General features: G+C 44.9%; 18 protein-coding genes. 11 read left to right on the top strand and 7 right to left on the bottom strand.

The features are described from left to right. Window positions 1-134: 134 nt before the first annotated feature. Both ampD and murJ read left to right on the top strand, forming a co-directional pair. Window positions 135-707 carry a 1,6-anhydro-N-acetylmuramyl-L-alanine amidase AmpD gene (ampD, locus tag FTV13_RS04225; RefSeq protein WP_180011118.1) on the top strand — a complete coding sequence of 191 codons (573 nt, stop codon included), beginning with the start codon at window positions 135-137 and terminating at the stop codon, window positions 705-707. Window positions 708-784: 77 nt separating this feature from the next. After that, complete coding sequence (gene murJ, locus FTV13_RS04220) at window positions 785-2335, top strand: murein biosynthesis integral membrane protein MurJ (RefSeq protein ID WP_171431246.1); 1551 nt, start codon at window positions 785-787, stop codon at window positions 2333-2335. Between the two features lie 84 nt (window positions 2336-2419). Here the strand turns inward: murJ and FTV13_RS04215 are convergent, their stop codons facing one another. After that, window positions 2420-2578 carry a DUF1328 domain-containing protein gene (locus tag FTV13_RS04215; protein WP_004647174.1) on the bottom strand — a complete coding sequence of 53 codons (159 nt, stop codon included), beginning with the start codon at window positions 2576-2578 and terminating at the stop codon, window positions 2420-2422. Window positions 2579-2770: 192 nt separating this feature from the next. Here FTV13_RS04215 and FTV13_RS04210 point away from each other — a divergent pair, with 192 nt between their 5' ends. After that, a complete protein-coding gene (locus tag FTV13_RS04210) occupies window positions 2771-3223 on the top strand; it encodes a YcgN family cysteine cluster protein (RefSeq protein WP_004781392.1) in 453 nt (150 codons plus the stop codon). A gap of 43 nt (window positions 3224-3266) precedes the next feature. On the opposite strand, the gene FTV13_RS04205 is transcribed toward FTV13_RS04210, so the two are convergent. Then, window positions 3267-5399, bottom strand: a complete 2133-nt coding sequence (locus tag FTV13_RS04205) for an EAL domain-containing protein (protein ID WP_180011116.1) — start codon at window positions 5397-5399, stop codon at window positions 3267-3269. Window positions 5400-5666: 267 nt separating this feature from the next. Here FTV13_RS04205 and FTV13_RS04200 point away from each other — a divergent pair, with 267 nt between their 5' ends. Next, window positions 5667-6941, top strand: a complete 1275-nt coding sequence (locus FTV13_RS04200; protein WP_166137552.1) for a replication-associated recombination protein A — start codon at window positions 5667-5669, stop codon at window positions 6939-6941. 268 nt (window positions 6942-7209) lie between these two features. On the opposite strand, the gene purC is transcribed toward FTV13_RS04200, so the two are convergent. The 3 genes from purC to dapA are packed head-to-tail and all read right to left on the bottom strand — an operon-like array spanning window position 7210 to window position 9485. Next, window positions 7210-7929 (bottom strand): phosphoribosylaminoimidazolesuccinocarboxamide synthase, encoded by a 720-nt coding sequence (gene purC, locus FTV13_RS04195; RefSeq protein WP_004781395.1) that lies wholly within the window; start codon window positions 7927-7929, stop codon window positions 7210-7212. A gap of 38 nt (window positions 7930-7967) precedes the next feature. Next, on the bottom strand, window positions 7968-8573 hold the full coding sequence (locus tag FTV13_RS04190) for a lipoprotein-34 precursor (NlpB) (protein WP_034703997.1): 606 nt from the start codon (window positions 8571-8573) through the stop codon (window positions 7968-7970). A 12-nt stretch (window positions 8574-8585) separates the two neighbouring features. Next, window positions 8586-9485 (bottom strand): 4-hydroxy-tetrahydrodipicolinate synthase, encoded by a 900-nt coding sequence (dapA, locus tag FTV13_RS04185; RefSeq protein ID WP_125278859.1) that lies wholly within the window; start codon window positions 9483-9485, stop codon window positions 8586-8588. 728 nt (window positions 9486-10213) lie between these two features. Between dapA and mhpT the strand changes: the two genes are divergently transcribed. From mhpT to FTV13_RS04170, 3 genes are all read left to right on the top strand, one after another. Further along, the gene (gene mhpT, locus FTV13_RS04180) at window positions 10214-11419 is read left to right on the top strand and encodes a 3-(3-hydroxy-phenyl)propionate transporter MhpT (RefSeq protein WP_179991897.1); all 1206 of its coding nucleotides are present in this window, start codon (window positions 10214-10216) and stop codon (window positions 11417-11419) included. Between the two features lie 233 nt (window positions 11420-11652). Continuing rightward, window positions 11653-12282, top strand: coding sequence for a bifunctional nicotinamidase/pyrazinamidase (pncA, locus tag FTV13_RS04175; RefSeq protein ID WP_159124185.1), 630 nt, complete (start codon window positions 11653-11655; stop codon window positions 12280-12282). 107 nt (window positions 12283-12389) lie between these two features. Further along, window positions 12390-13364 carry a bile acid:sodium symporter family protein gene (locus tag FTV13_RS04170; protein WP_166137546.1) on the top strand — a complete coding sequence of 325 codons (975 nt, stop codon included), beginning with the start codon at window positions 12390-12392 and terminating at the stop codon, window positions 13362-13364. A 76-nt stretch (window positions 13365-13440) separates the two neighbouring features. Here the strand turns inward: FTV13_RS04170 and FTV13_RS04165 are convergent, their stop codons facing one another. Beyond that, on the bottom strand, window positions 13441-14694 hold the full coding sequence (locus FTV13_RS04165) for a hypothetical protein (RefSeq protein WP_159124187.1): 1254 nt from the start codon (window positions 14692-14694) through the stop codon (window positions 13441-13443). A 77-nt stretch (window positions 14695-14771) separates the two neighbouring features. On the opposite strand from FTV13_RS04165, the gene serB reads away from it, so the two are divergent. The 3 genes from serB to FTV13_RS04150 all read left to right on the top strand — a co-directional run bounded on the left by serB (window position 14772) and on the right by FTV13_RS04150 (window position 17365). Next, on the top strand, window positions 14772-15992 hold the full coding sequence (gene serB / locus FTV13_RS04160) for a phosphoserine phosphatase SerB (RefSeq protein WP_180002568.1): 1221 nt from the start codon (window positions 14772-14774) through the stop codon (window positions 15990-15992). Between the two features lie 417 nt (window positions 15993-16409). After that, the gene (aciT, locus tag FTV13_RS04155; RefSeq protein ID WP_034703185.1) at window positions 16410-16745 is read left to right on the top strand and encodes a ciprofloxacin tolerance protein AciT; all 336 of its coding nucleotides are present in this window, start codon (window positions 16410-16412) and stop codon (window positions 16743-16745) included. Between the two features lie 140 nt (window positions 16746-16885). Further along, window positions 16886-17365: an SCP2 sterol-binding domain-containing protein gene (locus tag FTV13_RS04150; protein ID WP_004281258.1), complete on the top strand. Its 480-nt coding sequence runs from the start codon at window positions 16886-16888 to the stop codon at window positions 17363-17365. A gap of 100 nt (window positions 17366-17465) precedes the next feature. On the opposite strand, the gene dtd is transcribed toward FTV13_RS04150, so the two are convergent. Next, window positions 17466-17906: a D-aminoacyl-tRNA deacylase gene (gene dtd, locus FTV13_RS04145; protein WP_004281259.1), complete on the bottom strand. Its 441-nt coding sequence runs from the start codon at window positions 17904-17906 to the stop codon at window positions 17466-17468. A 227-nt stretch (window positions 17907-18133) separates the two neighbouring features. On the opposite strand from dtd, the gene FTV13_RS04140 reads away from it, so the two are divergent. Then, window positions 18134-19648: a catalase gene (locus FTV13_RS04140; protein WP_179991899.1), complete on the top strand. Its 1515-nt coding sequence runs from the start codon at window positions 18134-18136 to the stop codon at window positions 19646-19648. The last annotated feature ends 155 nt before the right edge of the window (window positions 19649-19803 follow it).

The raw sequence follows: 19803 nt of genomic DNA, 5'->3' as shown, positions 1-19803 counted from the left end.
AACACCGTTACATTAAAATGAGCGATTTTTCATACAGCCTGCCGGGATGAATTGAGATTTGCCTATGAAAGTTTTAGCATTAAGCCGGCTGCAATCCTGATATTGCAGATTTTATTTTTGTACAGGACAGTTTTATGCAACAGGCAGCTGAGTTTCAAATCCGGGACGGGCAATTGCTCGGGGCGCGCCAGATCCCTTCTCCAAATTTTAATCAGCGGCCTGAACATACCGACATCCAGTTACTGGTGATCCATAACATCAGTCTGCCGCCGTCACAGTTTGGTGGTGGCTATATTGAACAGTTTTTTCAGAATCAGCTGGAGTGGTCAGTGCATCCGTATTTTCGGACTATTGAAGGCATGCAGGTGTCGGCGCATCTGCTGATTTTGCGTTCTGGTGAAGTGCTGCAGTTTGTGAATTTCAATGACCGAGCCTGGCATGCAGGTCGTTCCAGCTATCTGGCCAAAAAAGAATGTAATGATTATTCCATCGGGATTGAACTGGAAGGCAGTGATGACCTGCCGTTTGAACAGGCACAATATGATGCCTTGGTCAAAGTCACCGCCTGTTTACAAGACTATTATCCAAAAATGCAGCAGCATATTGCCGGACATTCGGATATTGCACCGGGACGTAAAACCGATCCGGGACCATATTTTGACTGGTGTGCTTTTCGTGCCCAGTTACAACATTATAAGAACCCATGACCCTTCAGGAAGTCATGTGATTAAGCAATGAACTTCTTTTGCAAGTTTCATTACAATAGGCCCAAATTAATTATTAGGTGAATAGGATGGCGCTTTGGCGTTCGACCGTAATTGTCAGTGCGATGACCATGTTGTCGCGGGTTCTGGGATTGGTCCGGGATGTGGTTTTACTGAATGTATTCGGTGCCGGTAAAGATTTCGATACCTTCGTGGTGGCATTTCGTATTCCAAACTTTTTCAGACGGCTGTTTGCAGAAGGGGCATTCTCCCAAGCCTTTATTCCGGTACTGACTGAATATAAGACCAGTCGCACCCATGCAGAAGTGCAGATCCTGATCAGCCGGGTCTTTGGCTGTCTGGCTACCTTCATGACCACCCTGACCATGATTGCCATCATTGCCGCACCGGTGATCATGTATATCTATGCGCCAGGGTTTCATGGCGATGAAGCAAAGTTTGCGCTGGCTACAGACATGTTCCGCCTGACCATTCCATACCTGCTGTTTATGTCACTAACGGCTTTTGCCAGCAGTATTCTGAACAGTTATGGCTCTTTCAGTACGCCAGCCTTTGCTCCGGTCTTATTGAATATTGCCATGATTGCCGGTGCGCTCTGGCTCACCCCTTTTATGGCAGAGCCGATTATGGCGCTAGGCTGGGCAGTCGTCATTGCCGGGATTTTGCAGCTGGCAATCCAGATTCCAGAGTTATGGCGTAAAAACCTGCTGATTCCACCGAAAGTAGACTTCAAGCATGAAGGGGTGGATCGCATCATGAAACTGATGCTACCGGCTCTGTTTGGTGTATCGGTCACCCAGATCAACCTGTTACTGAATACGGTTTGGGCCTCTTTCATGCAGGATGGTTCAGTATCGTGGCTGTATAGTGCTGAACGCATGACCGAGTTGCCATTGGGTCTGATTGGTGTGGCCATCGGTACCGTGATTCTGCCGTCTTTATCCACACAGCATACAGAAAAGAATCCGGAAAAATTCCGCGGTATGATGGATTGGGCAGCAAAAGTCATCGTGCTGGTGGGTCTACCAGCCAGTATTGCCTTGTTCATGCTGTCAACACCGATTATTCAGGCATTATTTGAACGCGGACAGTTCACTTTTGAAGATACCCAGATGACGGCGCTGGCATTGCAATGTATGAGTGGCGGTGTGATTGCTTTTATGCTGATTAAAGTCTTTGCTCCCGGCTTCTATGCCCAGCAGGATACCCGTACACCGGTACGCGTCGGTTTAATGGCGGTAGCAGCCAATGCGATTCTGAACGTGATCTTTATTGGTTTCTTTAAGCTGATTCATTGGGAAGCGGAGCATATGGCACTAGCACTGGCTTCGACCGGTTCAGCCATGGTCAATGCAGGTCTGCTGTATTTCTATCTGCATCAACGCAATATTTTCCGTTTTGGGGCACACTGGAAAAAAATCTTTATGCAATTCATGTTTGCCAATGTGGTGATGATTGCAGCCTTGGCCTATGCACTGAGCTGGTACAATGGTGATGTATCACAGTGGATGCGTGTACTGGAAGTGCTGATTTTATGTGTGGTAGGAGTCGTGGCGTATTTGGCCGCATTGGTCGCTGCTGGTTTCAGACCACGCCATATCAAACCGTAATTCATTTTGGGCGCATAAAAAAACAAGAGCCAAATGGCTCTTGTTTTTTCTGTAGGAAACTTTTCCTTAAGCAGAACTCAGTCGCTAGACCTTGCCGCGAGAAAGGAAACCAACAATGGCAAGAATAACGGCAATCACCAATAAGATAATTGCGAAATCCTTAGATAAGCCTGCTACTCCACCGAAACCAAGTAGACTGGCAATCAAGGCAATCACAGCAAAAATAATAGCCCAGCGAAACATATCAATTCTCCATGTGTTTTTATTCTCAAATCCAGTATAGGAATATTCGATTTTGGGCACTGTTAGTGTTTTGTTGATGTACTGTCTCTGATTTAACAATAGTTTACGTGATATTAATAAGATTCATGTCCCTACATTTCCTTTGTTGAGACTTGGTATAATAAGCTGATTTTTACCATAGCCGTTTTGATTATGTCTGATGCCTTACGTCCATACTTCTGGAAAAAATATAGTCTCACTGAGCTGACGCCAGAAGAATGGGAAGCGCTTTGTGACGGTTGTGGGCTTTGCTGCCTGATCAAGCTGGAAGATGAAGACACCCACGAAGTCGCCTATACCAAAGTGGCTTGCAAATTACTGGACTGCAAAACTGCCCGCTGTTCGGATTATCCGAACCGGCTGCAATATGTGCCGGATTGTATCCAGCTGACACCTGAGAAACTGGACACTATTCACTGGTTACCCTCAAGCTGTGCTTATCGCCGAGTTGCTGAAGGGAAAAGCCTGCCATCCTGGCATTATCTGAAGACGGGTTCACGACAAAGCGTGATTCAGGCCAAAAAATCCGCTGCTGGTCGCTGCTTAAGTGAAGTCGATATTGATGAAGATGAAATTGATGAATATATCGTGCGCTGGGTGCGCTAATGATTAGCGCAATCCAACCCCGTCAAATGATTAAATAAAAAAATTAAGCTGCCTGTTGTAGCAGTTGCTGTGCTGAAGACCCGGACATAGGACGATAAAAATAAAAACCTTGTCCGATCTGGCAATCACAATTGATCAGCGTGTCCAGTTGTTCAGTATTTTCAATACCCTCGACCAATACATCCAGAGAAATACTGGAACCAATCTGGGTAATGGCTTTGACAATGGCCAGCGCAGACGGATCATTGTTCATGCGTTCTACAAAGTTGCGATCAATCTTGATGCAGTCGACCGGATATTCCTGCAAACGGGTCAGGGAAGAATGACCGGTACCGAAGTCATCCAGAGAAATATGAATTCCATGTTTTTTCAGCAGGTTCAGTGCCCGGATCACATAATTGGCTCCGCCTTCAGACAAGCTCTGCTCGGTAATTTCCAGCTCAACCTTGTGCGCAGGAATATCGAATCGGGACAAACGAGCCAGAAATTTCTCAGCATAGTCATCGCGCAGGAATTCAACTGGAGCTGCATTGATTGAAATTGGCAGAATATCCAGACCTTCGGCCTGCCAGCGGCTCATATCCTCAAAGACTTTTAGCTGCATGGTTTCACTGATGCGCGAAGCCAGATCATAGTCCTGGAACGCTGAAAAAATATGAGAGGGTAACTGGATCTGATGCTGCTGATCCTGCCAGCGCAGCAAGGCCTCAAAACCAATCACCTCACCATCGGAGAGACGGACCTTAGGCTGATAATAAGGAATGATCTGATCCGCATGAATAATCTTGCGTGCCAGCGTCAGTTGTTTGGTCATGTTTTCCAGTGACCGGAACATCTCCTGATTAAACATGCGAATCCCGCCACGACCACTATTTTTCAGATCATTCAGGGCAATATCGGCACATTTCAGCAGGTTGGAACTATTCTGGGCATCACGCGGATAAACGGTACAACCAATACTCATACCGATACTCATGCGATGGCCGACATAACTCACTGGTTGTTCTAGTTGAGCATAGGCCAGTTGTGCGGTATTAATCAGCTGGGCTTCGTTTTCCAAGTTTTTGACCAGAATGGCAAACTCATCTCCACCGAGACGGGCAACGACTATATTGTTGGAGCCAAAACAGGCCTGAAAACGCTTGCCCAAGACATGTAGCAGATGATCTCCAGCAATATGACTCAGGGTGTCATTGATATGCCGGAAATAGTCCAAGTCGATCAGGAGCAGGCCAACCATCATTTGCTGTTGCTTGGCTTTTAGCAGCACCTGTTTAAAGGTCTTATAAAAGGCATTACGATTATACAGTCCGGTCAGTTCATCACGCTGAATCACGGCTTTTAAACGGCTTTCGGCTATTTTTTGCTGGCTGATATTGCGTGAAACACACAAGATATTTTGGGGAGTATTATTTTCGTCCAGAACTGGAGTCAGCAAATGATCCCAATATTCTGGGTCCTGATTCTCCGTCTGGGCTTTTTCTACAAAACGGCTATTTAAGCCTTGAGCAGCCTGTTTTAAAGCGCGTTGTCCGGTTTTTTTAACTTCAGCGGGTAACAGGTTTAACCATAAATGCGGGGCAGGCTGCTGTTCAGGATCAATCCCTAACTTATGACAGGCCGACTGATTGATATGACGGATCTCGCCTTGTGGAGACATGACTTTAATACAGTCGACACTGGCATCCAGCATATTTTTCTGGGTAGAAATCACCTGAGACAGCTGTTGCTGAATCTCAAAATATTCATGAATATCGGTCAGGGATACTGACCATTGCAGCAGATGTTCCGCTGTATGCTGAAACTTGATGGCCAAGGCACACATACGGTAGCTGGAATCAGCCGATTTAATCCGGCACTGGGTATTAAAGCCTTGTTGCTGATTCAGGGCAGCATGCCATTGCTTAGAAAACGCTGGTTGATCATCTGGATGAATCAGGCTTTGCCATTCTTTAGGACCATATTTACTTAAATTGGTGCCTAAATAATCCGAAAGTGCCTGATTAAAATATTCAATATTATCTTTGCCCAGCACCCAGAGTGGATGTGGCACATCATTGATTAGGTCCTGTAATAATCTGAATTTTGCCTGTTGCTCATTAGAAGATTGTATCGAGGTTGAAATAAGCGACTCAGCGCATTCTGCAGTTGTTCGTCTAGATTTATTATGCTTCATGCATCCCCACCGATACCACCCAAAGAGCATCCAATCAGTTGCTCAAGTCCATTCTAATTAATATGAGACAATGTGAAATTTACAAGGTTATTCACCTGTAATTAATCATGTTCTATTTATCTACTTTTCATAAGATTAATCCATTCATTGTAAAAAAAATAGAGCTTTCTTACATAAATTAAATTTTTCTCATAAATGTTTGAAATATTGGAATCAAAACTACCGGTGTTAGAATGAAAGCAGAATTTAATTTGAGCCAATAATAAGATGTCAGACAGTCATATCCCGCTTCCAGAACGCTTGCGGCCTCGCGACCTTACAGAAATTATCGGGCAGGATCACTTGCTTGGAGAGAATGCACCTCTACGTCAAATGATTGACCAAGGGCATTTACCATCGATTATCTTCTGGGGGCCACCTGGAGTAGGTAAAACCACAATTGCTTTGCTACTTGCCCAAGCGGTGGACCGGCCATTTATCAGCCTGTCTGCACTTAATACTGGTGTGAAGGAGTTGCGTGAAGTCATTGCAGAAAGTGGTGATCTGCTGACGCCCGTGGTGTTTATTGACGAGATTCACCGTTTTAATAAATCCCAGCAGGATGCACTGCTGAATGCCGTCGAAAAAGGCAAAATTACCTTGATTGGTGCGACGACGGAAAATCCATCTTTTGAAGTCAATAGTGCCTTGCTGTCACGTTGTCAGGTCTATACCTTAAATGCGCTGAGTGATGAAGCGATTCAGACTTTACTGACTCAGGCGATTCAGACTGACAAATTTCTGCAGGAACGCTATATCCAGATTGAAGAATTTGACGCCTTATTGCAGTTTGCCGCTGGGGATGCGCGTAAGGCCCTCAATTTGCTGGATCTGATTGCCAGTACCTTTGAGGCTGACCAGGAAAATATCATTACCAATGCGATTGTGGTCAAAGTCGCACAGCAGAATATTGCCCGTTATGACAAATCTGGCGAACAGCACTATGATCTGGTTTCGGCCTTCATCAAGTCGATTCGTGGCAGTGATCCGGATGCTGCCCTGTACTGGATGGCGCGTATGCTCAAAGGTGGTGAAGATCCGGTCTTTATTGCCCGCCGTATGCTGATTGCAGCATCAGAAGATATTGGCAATTCCAATCCGAATGCCTTGTTGCTGGCGGGCGAATGCTTCCGCTCAGTTCAAGCGATTGGCATGCCGGAATGCCGGATTATTCTGGGACAATGTGCGGTTTACCTGGCGACTAGTGCCAAAAGTAATAGTACCTATCTGGCGATTAACAAGGCGATGGATCTGGCTGAAAAAACGGCCAATTTGCCAGTGCCTTTACATCTACGTAATGCACCGACCAAAATGATGAAAGAGCAGGGCTATGGGGTAAATTATCTGTATCCGCACAACTATCCGGAACATTTTGTCCTGCAAGATTACCTGCCGCCTGAGCTGAAAGGCACCAAGCTGTACGAATCGGCACGTAATAAGCGTGAAGTAGAAGGCGAACGTCTGCAACAACGTCGCTGGCAGCAGGAACAACAGCAGCAATAAGCAAAAAAAAGCCCAATTCAAGGAGAATTGGGCTGAAATAGGATGTCTTGGGGGGAGATACATCCTAGAGGGTAAGGGTATAAATCTGGTCAGCAACATCAGATGGATTGCATCTGCTGGGGATGTTGCTGGGATGCAGTAATATTAAGGCATGCATTGAATAATGTAAAAACGATCATTTTTATTAATAAAATTCATTTTTTCGATCATAAGATTAGACAATAAAAAACCGGGCTATTAACCCGGTTCTTTGAAGCACTATTAGTGCTTAGATATCTTCAAGATTGATACCTAAACGTGCTGCAACTTCTTCGTACGCTTCAACCACGCCGCCTAGGCCTTGACGGAAACGGTCTTTATCCAGTTTTTTCTTGGTGTCTTTATCCCATAGACGGCAACCGTCTGGAGAGAATTCGTCACCCAGTACGATACGGTCGTGGAACACACCAAATTCAAGTTTAAAGTCAACCAGAAGCATATTACCCGCTTCGAATAATGCTTTAAGCACATCGTTCACTTGGTAAGTCAGTTCTTTCATTTTTGCCAGTTGTTCAGCAGTCGCCCAACCTAAAGCAATCGCTTGAGATTCGTTCACCATTGGATCGCCTAGCGCGTCATCCTTGAAGAACAATTCGAATGTAGGAGGAGTTAATTCTTTACCTTCTTCTACACCCAGACGACGGCATAAAGAACCCGCAGCATAGTTACGTACCACACATTCTACTGGAATCATTTTAAGTTTTTTCACTAACACTTCAGTTGGTGTCAGCAGTTTCTCAAAATGAGTTTCAATACCAGCAGCAGCCAGCTTTTCCATGATGAAGGCGTTAAAACGGTTATTCACCTTACCTTTACGATCCAGTTGTTCGATTTTTTCGCCATTGAATGCGGACGCATCGTCACGAAAAACTAAAATCAGGTGGTCTTCACTGTCCGTGGTATAGACAGATTTCGCTTTACCAGTATAGAGCAAGGTTTGTTTTAACATGAGGGAACCTTCTACAAAAAAAAATGCCTAGAAAATGTCTAGGCTGGCCAATTTTGGTAAATCTGGTTTAACAGTTCTGCTGCTTTTTCGCGGTCGGCAAAACTGTTATCGGGATTAAACACAGCCAGGGTGTTACTCGAACCTGCGGGAGAGAGTCTTAAAACATAGGTTTGCTGATCAACCTGAATCGTTACTTCATAACGATCTTTATTTTGACCAACGATAGAATGGTTAAGGCTGCTAAGCGTGGCAAGAGTGTATTGCCATATTGTAGCAGCATTTCCATCAATTTTGAGCAGTGGATTTTGATTTCCGTCAGTGACTAATTGCGGCTTTCCTGAAAAATTTTCTTGAGTTTCATCTGCTTGAGTTGAATTTACTGGCTGTGCAGTAGGGCGTGGCATCGCAAAGCGGTTACCACGCTGATTTTCAAGTTTTGGTGCATTTTCCAGGGCAAGCGGATCCACTGTCGGAGCAGGGTACAAAGGCGTTGCAGGACGAACCATTGACCCTTCAGGATATTGCAATGGTTGCAGCGTGGTTGTTTCTTTATAGTCCAAGGTACCGTTTTTAAAGGCCATTGAACTACAACCTGCTAAACTGAATACTGAAAGTGCCAGGGTAAGTCCTAAACGTAATTGCATAATCGTTGCTCTTTATTTAATGACGCTCGCTTCTACAAGTGCCTCATGAAGCGGAGCGCGATATTGTTCTGCAAGTGGTGTTAATGGAAGGCGAATACCTGTACCAATTAAGCCCATATCATGGAGAGCCCATTTCACAGGAATTGGGTTTGATTCGCAAAATAGAATATTGTGTAAATTTGCAACCTGAGCATTGAGCTCTTCAGCACGTGCAGCATCGCCTGCAATGGCTGCAGCACATACTTCACTCATGACTTTAGGTGCAACGTTGGCAGTCACAGAAATATTGCCTTTGGCACCATGACCCATTAACTCATAGGCAGTTGCATCATCACCTGAGTAAACAGTCATGTTTTTGCCTGCCAGACCTTCAATCAGGGCAGCACCACGGGCTACATCACCTGTTGCATCTTTAATGCCCACGATCTGTGGGATATCTGCCAGACGGATCACGGTTTCGTTGGCCATGTCTACGCCAGTACGGCCTGGAACATTATAAAGAATTTGAGGTAGGTCAACCGCTTCAGCAATCGCTTTATAATGCTGGTATAGGCCTTCCTGAGTCGGTTTGTTGTAGTAAGGAGTAACCAGCAGGGCAGCATCAGCGCCAAGTTCTTTGGCTTCCTGAGTTAGCTCGATTGCTTCACGAGTCGAGTTTGCGCCTGTACCGGCAATGATAGGAATACGTTTGTTGGCAACACGAATGATTTCTTTGATCACTTGAGTGTGCTCGCTCATGCTGAGCGTTGATGCTTCACCAGTAGTACCAACCGCGACGATACTGTTGGTGCCTTCTGCAATATGCCACTCAACCAGCTTCTCGAGACCCTTCCAATCTACGCTGCCATCTTCAAACATGGGGGTGACGATTGCGACAATGGAACCCTGAATGGTCTGTGCTTGCTGAGTCATTTTAAAAAACTATCCTATTTGTCCATCCGAAGAGAATGAGAAAACATATTTGGGATGGGTTTGTATTTTGATTTGTAGCAAATTCAATAGATTTGCACTGAATTGAATATTGCTTATGCAAATTATGACTGATCAAACGCATAAGAACAATATGCTTTAGTAAAAGCCACTGAATTCTTTATACAAAGCCTCCAGGCAACAATCAAGTTTTAATCGTTATGATTTTTTGCTGTCCAAATCATCCTTTATCCTCCAGCAGTATGAAAGCTAATGAATTCATTTTTTCAGGAAAAAATACACAGAATAAGTCACTTAAATGAATTAAATAGATTTAGAAAACATGCTTTTATGGCGTTTTAGGGGAGTATTAATATTTATATTCGATGAATTAAGAGCTAAAATATATCGAATAATAAACCTCATTTATGATGAATAAAAAGCAAAAATGCCTGAACTAATCTTTTTTTCGTATTAGTGATCGGCCCCGAATTTTTCTCACTGTTGAATTTCCAGGTTTGATGTATAAGTCTAAATCCAAAAATACTGGGATTTTGATACTTCTCATTAATTGCTTTTTTGACTTTATCGAACAGCATCTTAAGGTCATCAATTTTCTGGATTTTTCAGTATATCCGAGCAAATTGTTCAACTTATTGGTAGTTAATTCTATTTGAGCGCTCATAGATGATGGCCTCTCTTTTGAACGCTGATTGAACAAGGATATTCCAATGGAAAAATCAGACAATAAGCACGCGATCATCACGGTAGGGATCTGCTTTCTGATCGCTGTGATTGAAGGCCTGGATATTCAGGCTGCCGGGATTGCCGCTGCTGGTATTCGTGAGCACTTTGGTCTGGATAGCTCACAATTGGGTGTGTTTTTTAGTGCAGGGATTCTGGGCTTATTGCCTGGTGCACTGGTCGGTGGTCGATTCGCGGACCGTATTGGTCGTAAGAAAGTTTTAATCTGGTCAACCGCAATTTTTGCACTATTTACCTTATGTACCGTGTGGGTGAACAGTTTCCACAGTTTGCTGGCAGTTCGTTTTCTGGCGGGTGCGGGTCTTGGCGGTGCAATGCCAATCTTAATCACGCTGGCTTCTGAAGCCGTGGCTCCACAAAACCGTGGACGTGCCGTGGGCCTGATGTACTGTGGTATGCCAGTCGGTGCAGCAATCTTGTCTTTAATCGCAGCAACTGAATTCGGTGCAAACTGGAAAAATGTTTTTTACTTAGGTGGTTTATTACCCATCATCGTGATTCCACTGATGATGTTGTGTCTGCCTGAATCTAAAGAATACTTAAAGACACAAAACAAGACAGCCGCAGAACGTGCAGCATCTCCTCAGGGTTCATTCAAGGATCTGTTTAACTCTGACAACTTGCTTCGTACGCTTTGCATCTGGGTCAGCTACTTCTTCACCCTGATGGTGGTGTACATTATGTTGAGCTGGTTGCCATCATTGTTCATGGAACTGGGCTTCACCCGTAAAGATGGTTCAACTGCACAGTTCTACTTTATGGTGACTGCAACGATTGGTACTGTGATTTTGGGTATGCTGACGGATCGCCTGAAAAAAGCCTATGTGATCCTGTTGATGTATGGCGGTATCCTGGCGGGTCTATTGGCACTCAACGGTGCAAGCTCACTTGAGCAAATGTACATGGCCGCAGCACTGGCAGGTGCCTTTGTGATTGGCTGTCAGGGTGTACTCTATGCCTTCGGTAGTATCGTTTACCCAACTGAAGTACGTGGTACAGGGGTAGGTGTTGCTTCCGCAGTTGGCCGTATCGGCGCCATGCTTGGCCCTGCAATTGCGGGTCAGCTACTGACAGCAGGCTTCGGTGCAGCAGGGGTGATCTCGGCAGCGATTCCATGTATCGTAATCTCTGCGGTATGTATGCTACTCCTGGTCAGCCGTACCAAGGTTTAAAAATAAAAAGATGAATATCCGAAAAGCCTGCACTGATGCAGGCTTTTTATTTTCCAGTATCAGTTCAGCTTAAGACAAGTTCTTTCTATGTTTTGGAGAGCAATAGCTTTTACAGTTAACTCATCATGCGTTTTATCAGAATGCAGAGTCATTCTATTTTTACCTAAAGGGCTAAAAATTTTCTTTAGTTTTAAGCTATGCTTGGATGCAAACTCAGATTTCAAGGGATGAAAATGATGCAAAATGCGGCGCTGATTGTGGTGGATGTACAAAAAGGATTTACCCCAGGTGGAAATCTGGCTGTTACCAATGCCGATCAGATTATTCCGAATATCAACCGATTGGGGCAGTACTTTCAGAATATTGTGCTGACTCAGGATTGGCATCCGGCAGAGCATATCTCCTTTGCAGACAATCATCCTGCTCAAGCAGCCTATGACACGATTCAGCTGGATTATGGTTCTCAGGTCCTTTGGCCGAGTCATTGTGTACAAGGGACTGAGGATGCTGAATTCCATCCGGAGCTGAACCTTCCGCAAGCTCAACTGATTATCCGCAAAGGCTTTCATCAAAATATCGACAGTTACTCCGCCTTTATGGAAGCTGATCAAAAAACCAGTACCGGTCTGGCCGGCTATTTACGTGAGCGCGGTATTGATACCGTATTCATCGTGGGTATCGCGACTGATTTTTGTGTGGCCTGGACTGCGATGGATGCCTGCAAACTCGGCTTTAAGGCCTATGTCATTGCGGATGCCACCAAAGGTATAGACCTGAACGGTTCGCTACAACATGCCTGGCAGGACATGCTGGCACAGGGTGTAAAACGGATTTATCTGAAAGATATTATTAATGCTGCCTAAGCGCTAACTTAAGGCGATTAGGGCCATTTGCCATTATGCAATGGTTTGTTTACTTTGAGGCATCCACAGATGCCTTGATTTCTTTTTCATGACACTTGGATTTTCCCATGTCAGCACTTCTTCAATTTAGCCAGTTTGTCCAAAAGACCTTTGCTCTATGGGTCATTCTGTTTTCAGCCATTGCCTTGATGCTGCCGGATCTTTTTGTCTGGTTACGCGCCTATATTCCCTGGATGCTGGGTCTGATCATGTTCGGCATGGGCATGACCATGACGCCAGGTGATTTTAAAAGTATCTTGCAAAGTCCCAAGGCCGTTGCGATTGGGGTCGTGGCTCAGTTTATGGTGATGCCAGGGTTAGCCTTTTTGCTCTGTCAGCTATTCCAGCTTCCGGCTGAAATTGCGATTGGTGTGATTCTGGTGGGCTGCTGTCCAGGTGGCACGGCATCTAATGTGATTACCTATATGGCCAAAGGCAATACGGCCTTGTCTGTGGCGTGTACTTCGGTATCAACTTTATTGGCACCGCTTTTGACTCCGGCAATTTTTTATCTGCTGGCCAGCCAATGGATTGAAATTAATGCCTTATCTATGCTGATTTCGATTCTACAAGTGGTGCTGTTTCCAATCATTTTAGGTTTGATTGTCCGTGCCCTTCTAAAAACCAAGGTAGAAGGCTATATCCAAGTAATGCCAGTAATTTCGGTGATTGCCATTGTCGCAATTGTGGCGGCCATTATTGCTGGCAGTAAAACCCAGATTCTGGAATCCGGGTTAATGATTTTGGGTCTTGTGGCTTTACACAATGGAATGGGCTACTTATTGGGTTATTGGGCAAGCCGAATATTGAAACTGGCAGAAATCGATTGTCGCGCGGTTTCGATTGAAGTGGGAATGCAGAATTCTGGTTTAGGGGTAGCGTTGGCTGCGACCCATTTTGCCGCGTCTCCCATCACTGCGGTTCCAAGTGCTATTTTCAGCCTATGGCATAACATTTCTGGACCCGCCTTGGCGACGTACTGGGCCGCTAAAAGTAAGACAATTGAATCTGCATCAGCACAAGATACTTCCGCAGATAGATAACATCCTGACTGCTGAAGATTTTATTTCTCTCATATAAAAAGCCCGATATTCAATCGGGCTTTTTGCTTTCTGTGACTTAGGACGCTTTAGACTGTTTCGATTTGAGAATCTCGGTTCTGAAGCTTTGCGCTAGTTCAGCACTTTCCGCATCCATCCCATTGACCACAAAGGCATGACGGGTCAGAACATTGGTCGGATTTGGCATGCTGACCAGCTCAAAGTGGTCCGCGATTTGTTTCAACAGGGCATTAGGAACATGCAGTGCACTTTCCTTAGCGACTAGTTGCTGAACCAGACGTTCTGCAGCCTGAACGGAATTAAGCTGCATTTCTTCAACGGCTGAAGAAATTGCGCTACGTGTCTGCAGGACAAAACGTTTTTCTTCGCGATAACGCTTATACAGGACTTCTGAAAGCAACTGGAATACTGAACTGATCATGGTCAGACAGGCGAGGGCATCTGGCTTCTCTGCCGCAATACTGATACTGGCACCTTTTTCATCAAACTTGTGTACGGTACAAATATCCGTGCTGTTCAGTTTGTAGTGCTGGATGCACAGTTCAGTAGCTTTGTTCAGGAAAATCTGGCACAGATTGAAATAAGGAACCGATACCGTCTTATTCACACTATCTAGCAACTGTTTTGGATCATAGAACTGAATGTTCAAGCTCAGGCTATCGGTATCCAGGACCACAGGTTTACTGTCTTTTTCTTTCGGTTTGTTTTTCAGGGCTTGCTGTGCCTGGGCAATGGCGAGGGCAGCATTATGCTTTTCCTGTTCTAATGCCTGAGTTAAAGTCTGAATCTCGAATTTCAGTCGCGATTCATTATTGATACGTGCCAGATACTCGGTACGGCTTGGACGCGCTACCGCACGATAACCGACCCAAAGCAAACCATGAATAATGAAAGAGAACAGAATGGCAAGCCATTGAGTCCGGAGAATTTCACCAATACTTGGCTCAATCAGGGTGATTTCAATCACACCGACTTTTTTCTCGTTTTGCAGGGCATCACGGACAAAAACTTCCCCATCACGGGTCTTGGTCAGCCCACCAGTGGCTAAAACCTGACCATTCGCATCCAGGATACGAATTGAAGCAACGCTTGGGTTAGTCGCATAACGGTTGGCCAGAAGTGCCAGAGAAACGCGGTTCGCCGGTTCAAGCTCCGCCAGGCTGTCTGTGACCAGTTGGCTCGTCATGAGCTGTCCCTGGTTGGCACGGTTATCATTCAGTTGGTGAGTCGTTGCCAATACCAGTAAAAAGGTATGCAGAGCAAAACTTACAATCAGTAGGCTAGCAAATAGCCCTTGTCTAGGCGCATTCAACGTAAACTTCCAAGGCAATTCTGTTCAATTTCGATTATGATTCTAACAATAGTTGTAGCTCAGACCCGAGTCAATTCATGCGAGAAATCATTCTTATATCATTCTTAGGACCCGACCAGCCTAATCAATTTACACGATTAATGCAGGTTTTGTCCGCTCATTCCTTACAGATTCTAGATGTGGGGCAAGCGGTCATTCATAATCAACTGACCTTAGGTATTGTTGTATCGTCTGATGACCAAACTGCAACAGCATTAGCCATGAAGGAAATCCTGATTCTAGCACATGATATCGGGTTAACAGTGCGCTTTAAACCAATCTCTGCTGCTGAATATGAACAGTGGGTAAGAGAGGGCGGCCGCACGCGTTATATCGTAACGGCATTGGCCCCGGAATTAAATGCCTCTCATCTGCAAGCCGTGACCCAGATTGTGTCGAGTCAGGGCTTCAATATTGAAACCGTAACCCGTCTTTCTGGCCGTCCTGAGCTGGATGGTTCCAATACTGGCCCTAAACGTGCCTGTGTACAGTTTGGTCTGAAAGGCCAGATGCTAGATGCAGCAGCCATGCGTGCAGCCTGCTTAAGCCTGTCGAATAACCTGAATGTCGATGTGGCAGTACAGGAAGATAATGCTTACCGCCGTAACCGTCGTCTGGTCTGCTTTGACATGGACTCGACCTTGATCGAGCAGGAAGTCATTGATGAGCTGGCGATCGAAGCTGGTGTCGGTATCCAAGTCTCTGAAATTACTGAACGCGCGATGCAGGGCGAGCTGGACTTCCAGCAAAGTTTCCGTGCCCGTGTTGCTTTATTAAAAGGCATGGATGCATCGGTATTGCCAAAAATTGCTGAGCGTCTGACCGTGACTGAAGGTGCAGAACGCCTGATTTCCACCCTGAAAGCACTGGGCTACCGTACCGCAATTCTGTCTGGTGGATTTCAGTATTTTGCAGAATATCTGCAAGCCAAACTGGGAATTGATGAAGTTCATGCCAACGTTCTGGATGTGCAGGATGGCGTGGTGACAGGCGAAGTCAAAGGTCATATTGTGGATGGCGCACGCAAGGCTTTATTGCTCCGTGAAATTGCCGACAATATGGGAATTTCTCTGGAACAGACCATTGCTGTAGGTGATGGTGCCAACGACCTGCCAATGCTTTCAATTGCGGGCCTAGGTGTGGCTTTCCGTGCCAAGCCTTTGGTTCGTCAGAATGCCAATCAGGCCATTTCCAGCGTGGGTCTGGATGGTGTGCTCTACCTGCTCGGTGTACATGATAAAGATCTGAGCCGCGCGTAACACATAGCTTTTCGGTGAAATCCAACGCGGCCTTAGGGTCGCGTTTTTTTATATTTTTAGCTTAACTTTTATCGAGGGACGGCGCAGCTTGTCTATAAATACCCCGATCATCTTAAACGGAAAATATTTTTTTTAAGTCGATGAAAGGGCATATGATTTTGTAATGACACGCCAACATCGACGCAGCAATTGATCCACAAATACTGTGAAAATAAAAAATGTAATGACAAAATAATATCGCGACAGAGTATGTCGTAAGGGGAGAAAACAGGACTTTTTTTATGCAAAAAACTCAGCATAATGCATGCATAGAGATACAAATCAACACATTCCATTTTATTGATTTAACGAAATTCAATAGGTAGGACGGTTGCAATATCAAGCATACACACTATCCTTTTGGATGGAGGGGTTTATATGGTAACAGCGAATCTAGCAACTCTCGTAGGCTTTAGTTTAGTCGCCGCGGCTGTGCTTGCTGTTTTCTTCTCGCCTTATCGTCGCTGGTTAAGTTTTATGGCTGCGGGAATGCTAGCCTGGGGCCTGATCGAAGTGATTCGAGTAGGTACTCAAGCCTTGTTTGAGCTCCCGATGACATATAGCTATCTGACAGCTTTAACGGCCGTGATGGTCGTAGTGACCTTACTGTTATTGCGTGAAGATCGACGTGCAGAGCGTGCTTTGGCTAAACGCCGTTATATCGAACATACACCAGTGTATGAAGATGACCAGCAGCAGCTATCTAGCCGTTAAGTTCTCTAATATCAGCGAAATAATGCACCTGCGGGTGCATTTTTCGTTTAGAAATATGATACAAAGTCCTGCATCTGCCTGGCTTTGATCTATGCTAGGATATTTGTCAATTTTCGTACAATTAGAATAGGCATAATTCCATGAAACTGTCCTCCATTCCTGTGCTCAAACTTCCTCTGGTTGACCTCAGTACCGATCCACTTGATTTGCTGGTCGCAGGTCTTGCATTACGTATGAAGCAGTTAGCGCGTACCAGTCCGAAATTTATTGAATTGGTACATGAACGCCAGTTCCGTATCCAGATCGGAACAGATGAAGGAATGGCACGTCAGATCGTTGTGAATAATGGTCATATCGATACCGTTTCAGGTGATGCAGAAAAAGCTGATTTTGTACTGCAATTTGCTGACAGTGAACAGGGCGTAAAAACGTTGCTCAAAGGTGATCCGACTGCATTCATGACCGGTATGCAAAGTGGCACGATTAAAATGGAAGGTGATTTTGGTCTGCTGGTCTGGTTTAACCAGGTTGCGAAAATGATTCCACCTAAACTGCCAAAACCAGTTAAAGAAAAAGTGAAAATGGCACGTCAGTTTATTAAAGAAAAAACTGGTAAATAACTCCTAATCCCCCTGCTTTAATTAAAGGAGGGGCTAGGGAAGGATTATCATAAAAAAGCCCTCATTTAGAGGGCTTTTTTCATTCTGGAACAATGACAGTTTATTCAACTTCCAGATTAAACGTTACCGGCCCATCATTGACCAGATGCACTTTCATATCGGCCGCAAAAATACCGGTTTGTACATTTTCGAACTGGCTCTGCGCATATTCAACCAGCTGTTCATACAAGACCTTGGCATCGCTTGGCGGCATGGCGGGACCAAAATCCGGACGTAAGCCTTTTTGAGTTTGCGCCATCAAGGTAAATTGGGACACTAGCAGTAAACCGCCACCGGCCTGACTGACATTCCAGCCCATCTTGCCCTGCTCATCATCAAAGAAACGGTATTTCAATATCTTATCAATCAGTTTTTTGCCTTTTTCAAGATTGTCTTCTTTACCTAAACCTAGAAAAACCAGAATACCTTTGCCAATTTCTCCGGTGGTTTCACCATCGACCACGACTTTGGCTTCCAGTACCCGTTGTAATAATGCACGCATAATCAATTTTAGTCAGATTCAAAATTGCCGCCATTGTAGCAAGATCAGACTCATCTGTTATTAAGTTAATGTCTAAAAAATGGGCTTAATTGATTGATTAGCATTGATAATATTTTAGACTATCTAAAAACACGATCATAATCATAAAAATTATCTGTTTTATCTATTTTTTGCTCTCAAGTATCTTAGCTGCATGCAGGAAAGGTATTAAATTGAGAGATTTAGAAATGTTTAAGCGTTCATTACTTGTTGCAATGCTTGCAACGGTGACAGCTGCACAAGCTGCACCATTAACCAAAGATAACGGGGCACCAGTCGGTGATAACCAGAACTCGATCACTGCGGGTCCACAAGGTCCAACTTTGCTGCAGGATGTACAACTGGTTCAAAAACTGCAACGTTTTGGCCGTGAGCGCATTCCTGAACGTGTCGTACACGCACGTGGTACGGGTGCTTATGGTGAATTCGTTACGACGAAAGATCTGTCTGATTTAACAATTGCTTCTTTATTCAAGGCCGGTACCAAAACTCCAGTTTTTGTGCGCATGTCTACCGTCATTCATGGTAAAGGTTCACCAGAGACCCTACGTGACCCGCACGGTTTCGCCATCAAATTCTATACCCAGGAAGGTAACTGGGACTTGGTCGGTAACCAGACACCAGTCTTCTTTATCCGTGATGCGATCAAATTCCCGGACTTCATCCACGCGATGAAACCAAGCCCCGTCACCAACGTACAAGATGCCAACCGTGTGTTTGACTTTCTGTCTAGCCAGCCTTGGGCAACCAACATGCTGACTTATGTTTATGGCAAGCAAGGTGTCCCAACCAGCTACCGCGAACAGGACGGTTTTGGTGTACATGCCTACAAACTGTATAACGACAAAGGCGAATACAAGTACGTGAAATTCAACTTCCGCTCTAAACAGGGCGTGAAGGGCTTAAATGTCAAAGAAGCGGCTGCGCAACAAGGTAAAGATTTCAATCACTTGACCAATGATCTTTATAACAACATCTATGCAGGTAATTTCCCGAAATGGGATCTGTATATTCAGGTGCTTGATCCTAAAGATCTGAACAGCTTTGATTTCGATCCGCTAGACCCAACCAAAATCTGGCCAACCAAACTGGTTCCAGAAGTGAAAGTCGGTACATTGACACTCAACCGTATGCCGAAGAACTTCTTCAATGAAACTGAACAGGCTGCATTTGCACCAGGTAATCTGGTCCCAGGTATCGAACCATCTGAAGACCGTTTGCTTCAAGGCCGTATCTTCTCTTATTCAGATACACAAATGTACCGTCTAGGTGCGAACCATCAGCAAATTCCGGTAAACCGTCCTGTGGTGAATGTGAACAACAATAACCAAGAAGGTCACATGAATGTGTCTGAACGTGACTCTGATGTGAACTACGAGCCAAGCCGTAAAGAGCCAAAACCGGCGACTGAAAAAGCGCGTGCAGTTGAAACACCATTGACTGGTCATGTGCAACAGATCGGTACTAAAGAGCAAAACTTCAAGCAAGCAGGTGACTTGTACCGTTCATATACTGCCAAAGAGAAAGATGACCTGATCATGAACCTGGCGGCTGATCTGGGCAATGTCAAAGATTCAGAAACCAAGCACATCATGTTGTCTTACTTCTATAAGGCAGATGCTGACTACGGTATGCGCATGACTAAAGCTGTAAATGGTGACATCGCCATCGTTAAAGCCAAAGCTGCAAAATTAAAAGACTAATCCCGATTGGTCTTGAGGAACTGGTGACTAGGGCATAGCGCATCACCTCCAAAAAGTCCTGTAATACTCCAAACCTTTCCTGCACCCTAGGGGGAGTTTTACAGGCACTCTGTTTTTCATTCCATCTCAGGTCAATTGAGTTTTTAAAAACTTAA

It is taken from the genome of Acinetobacter sp. YH12235 (genome assembly GCF_013417705.1).
GTDB lineage: Bacteria > Pseudomonadota > Gammaproteobacteria > Pseudomonadales > Moraxellaceae > Acinetobacter.
The sequence above is the reverse complement of the archived record's forward strand: the minus strand, read 5'-3'. Positions and strand labels throughout refer to the sequence as shown.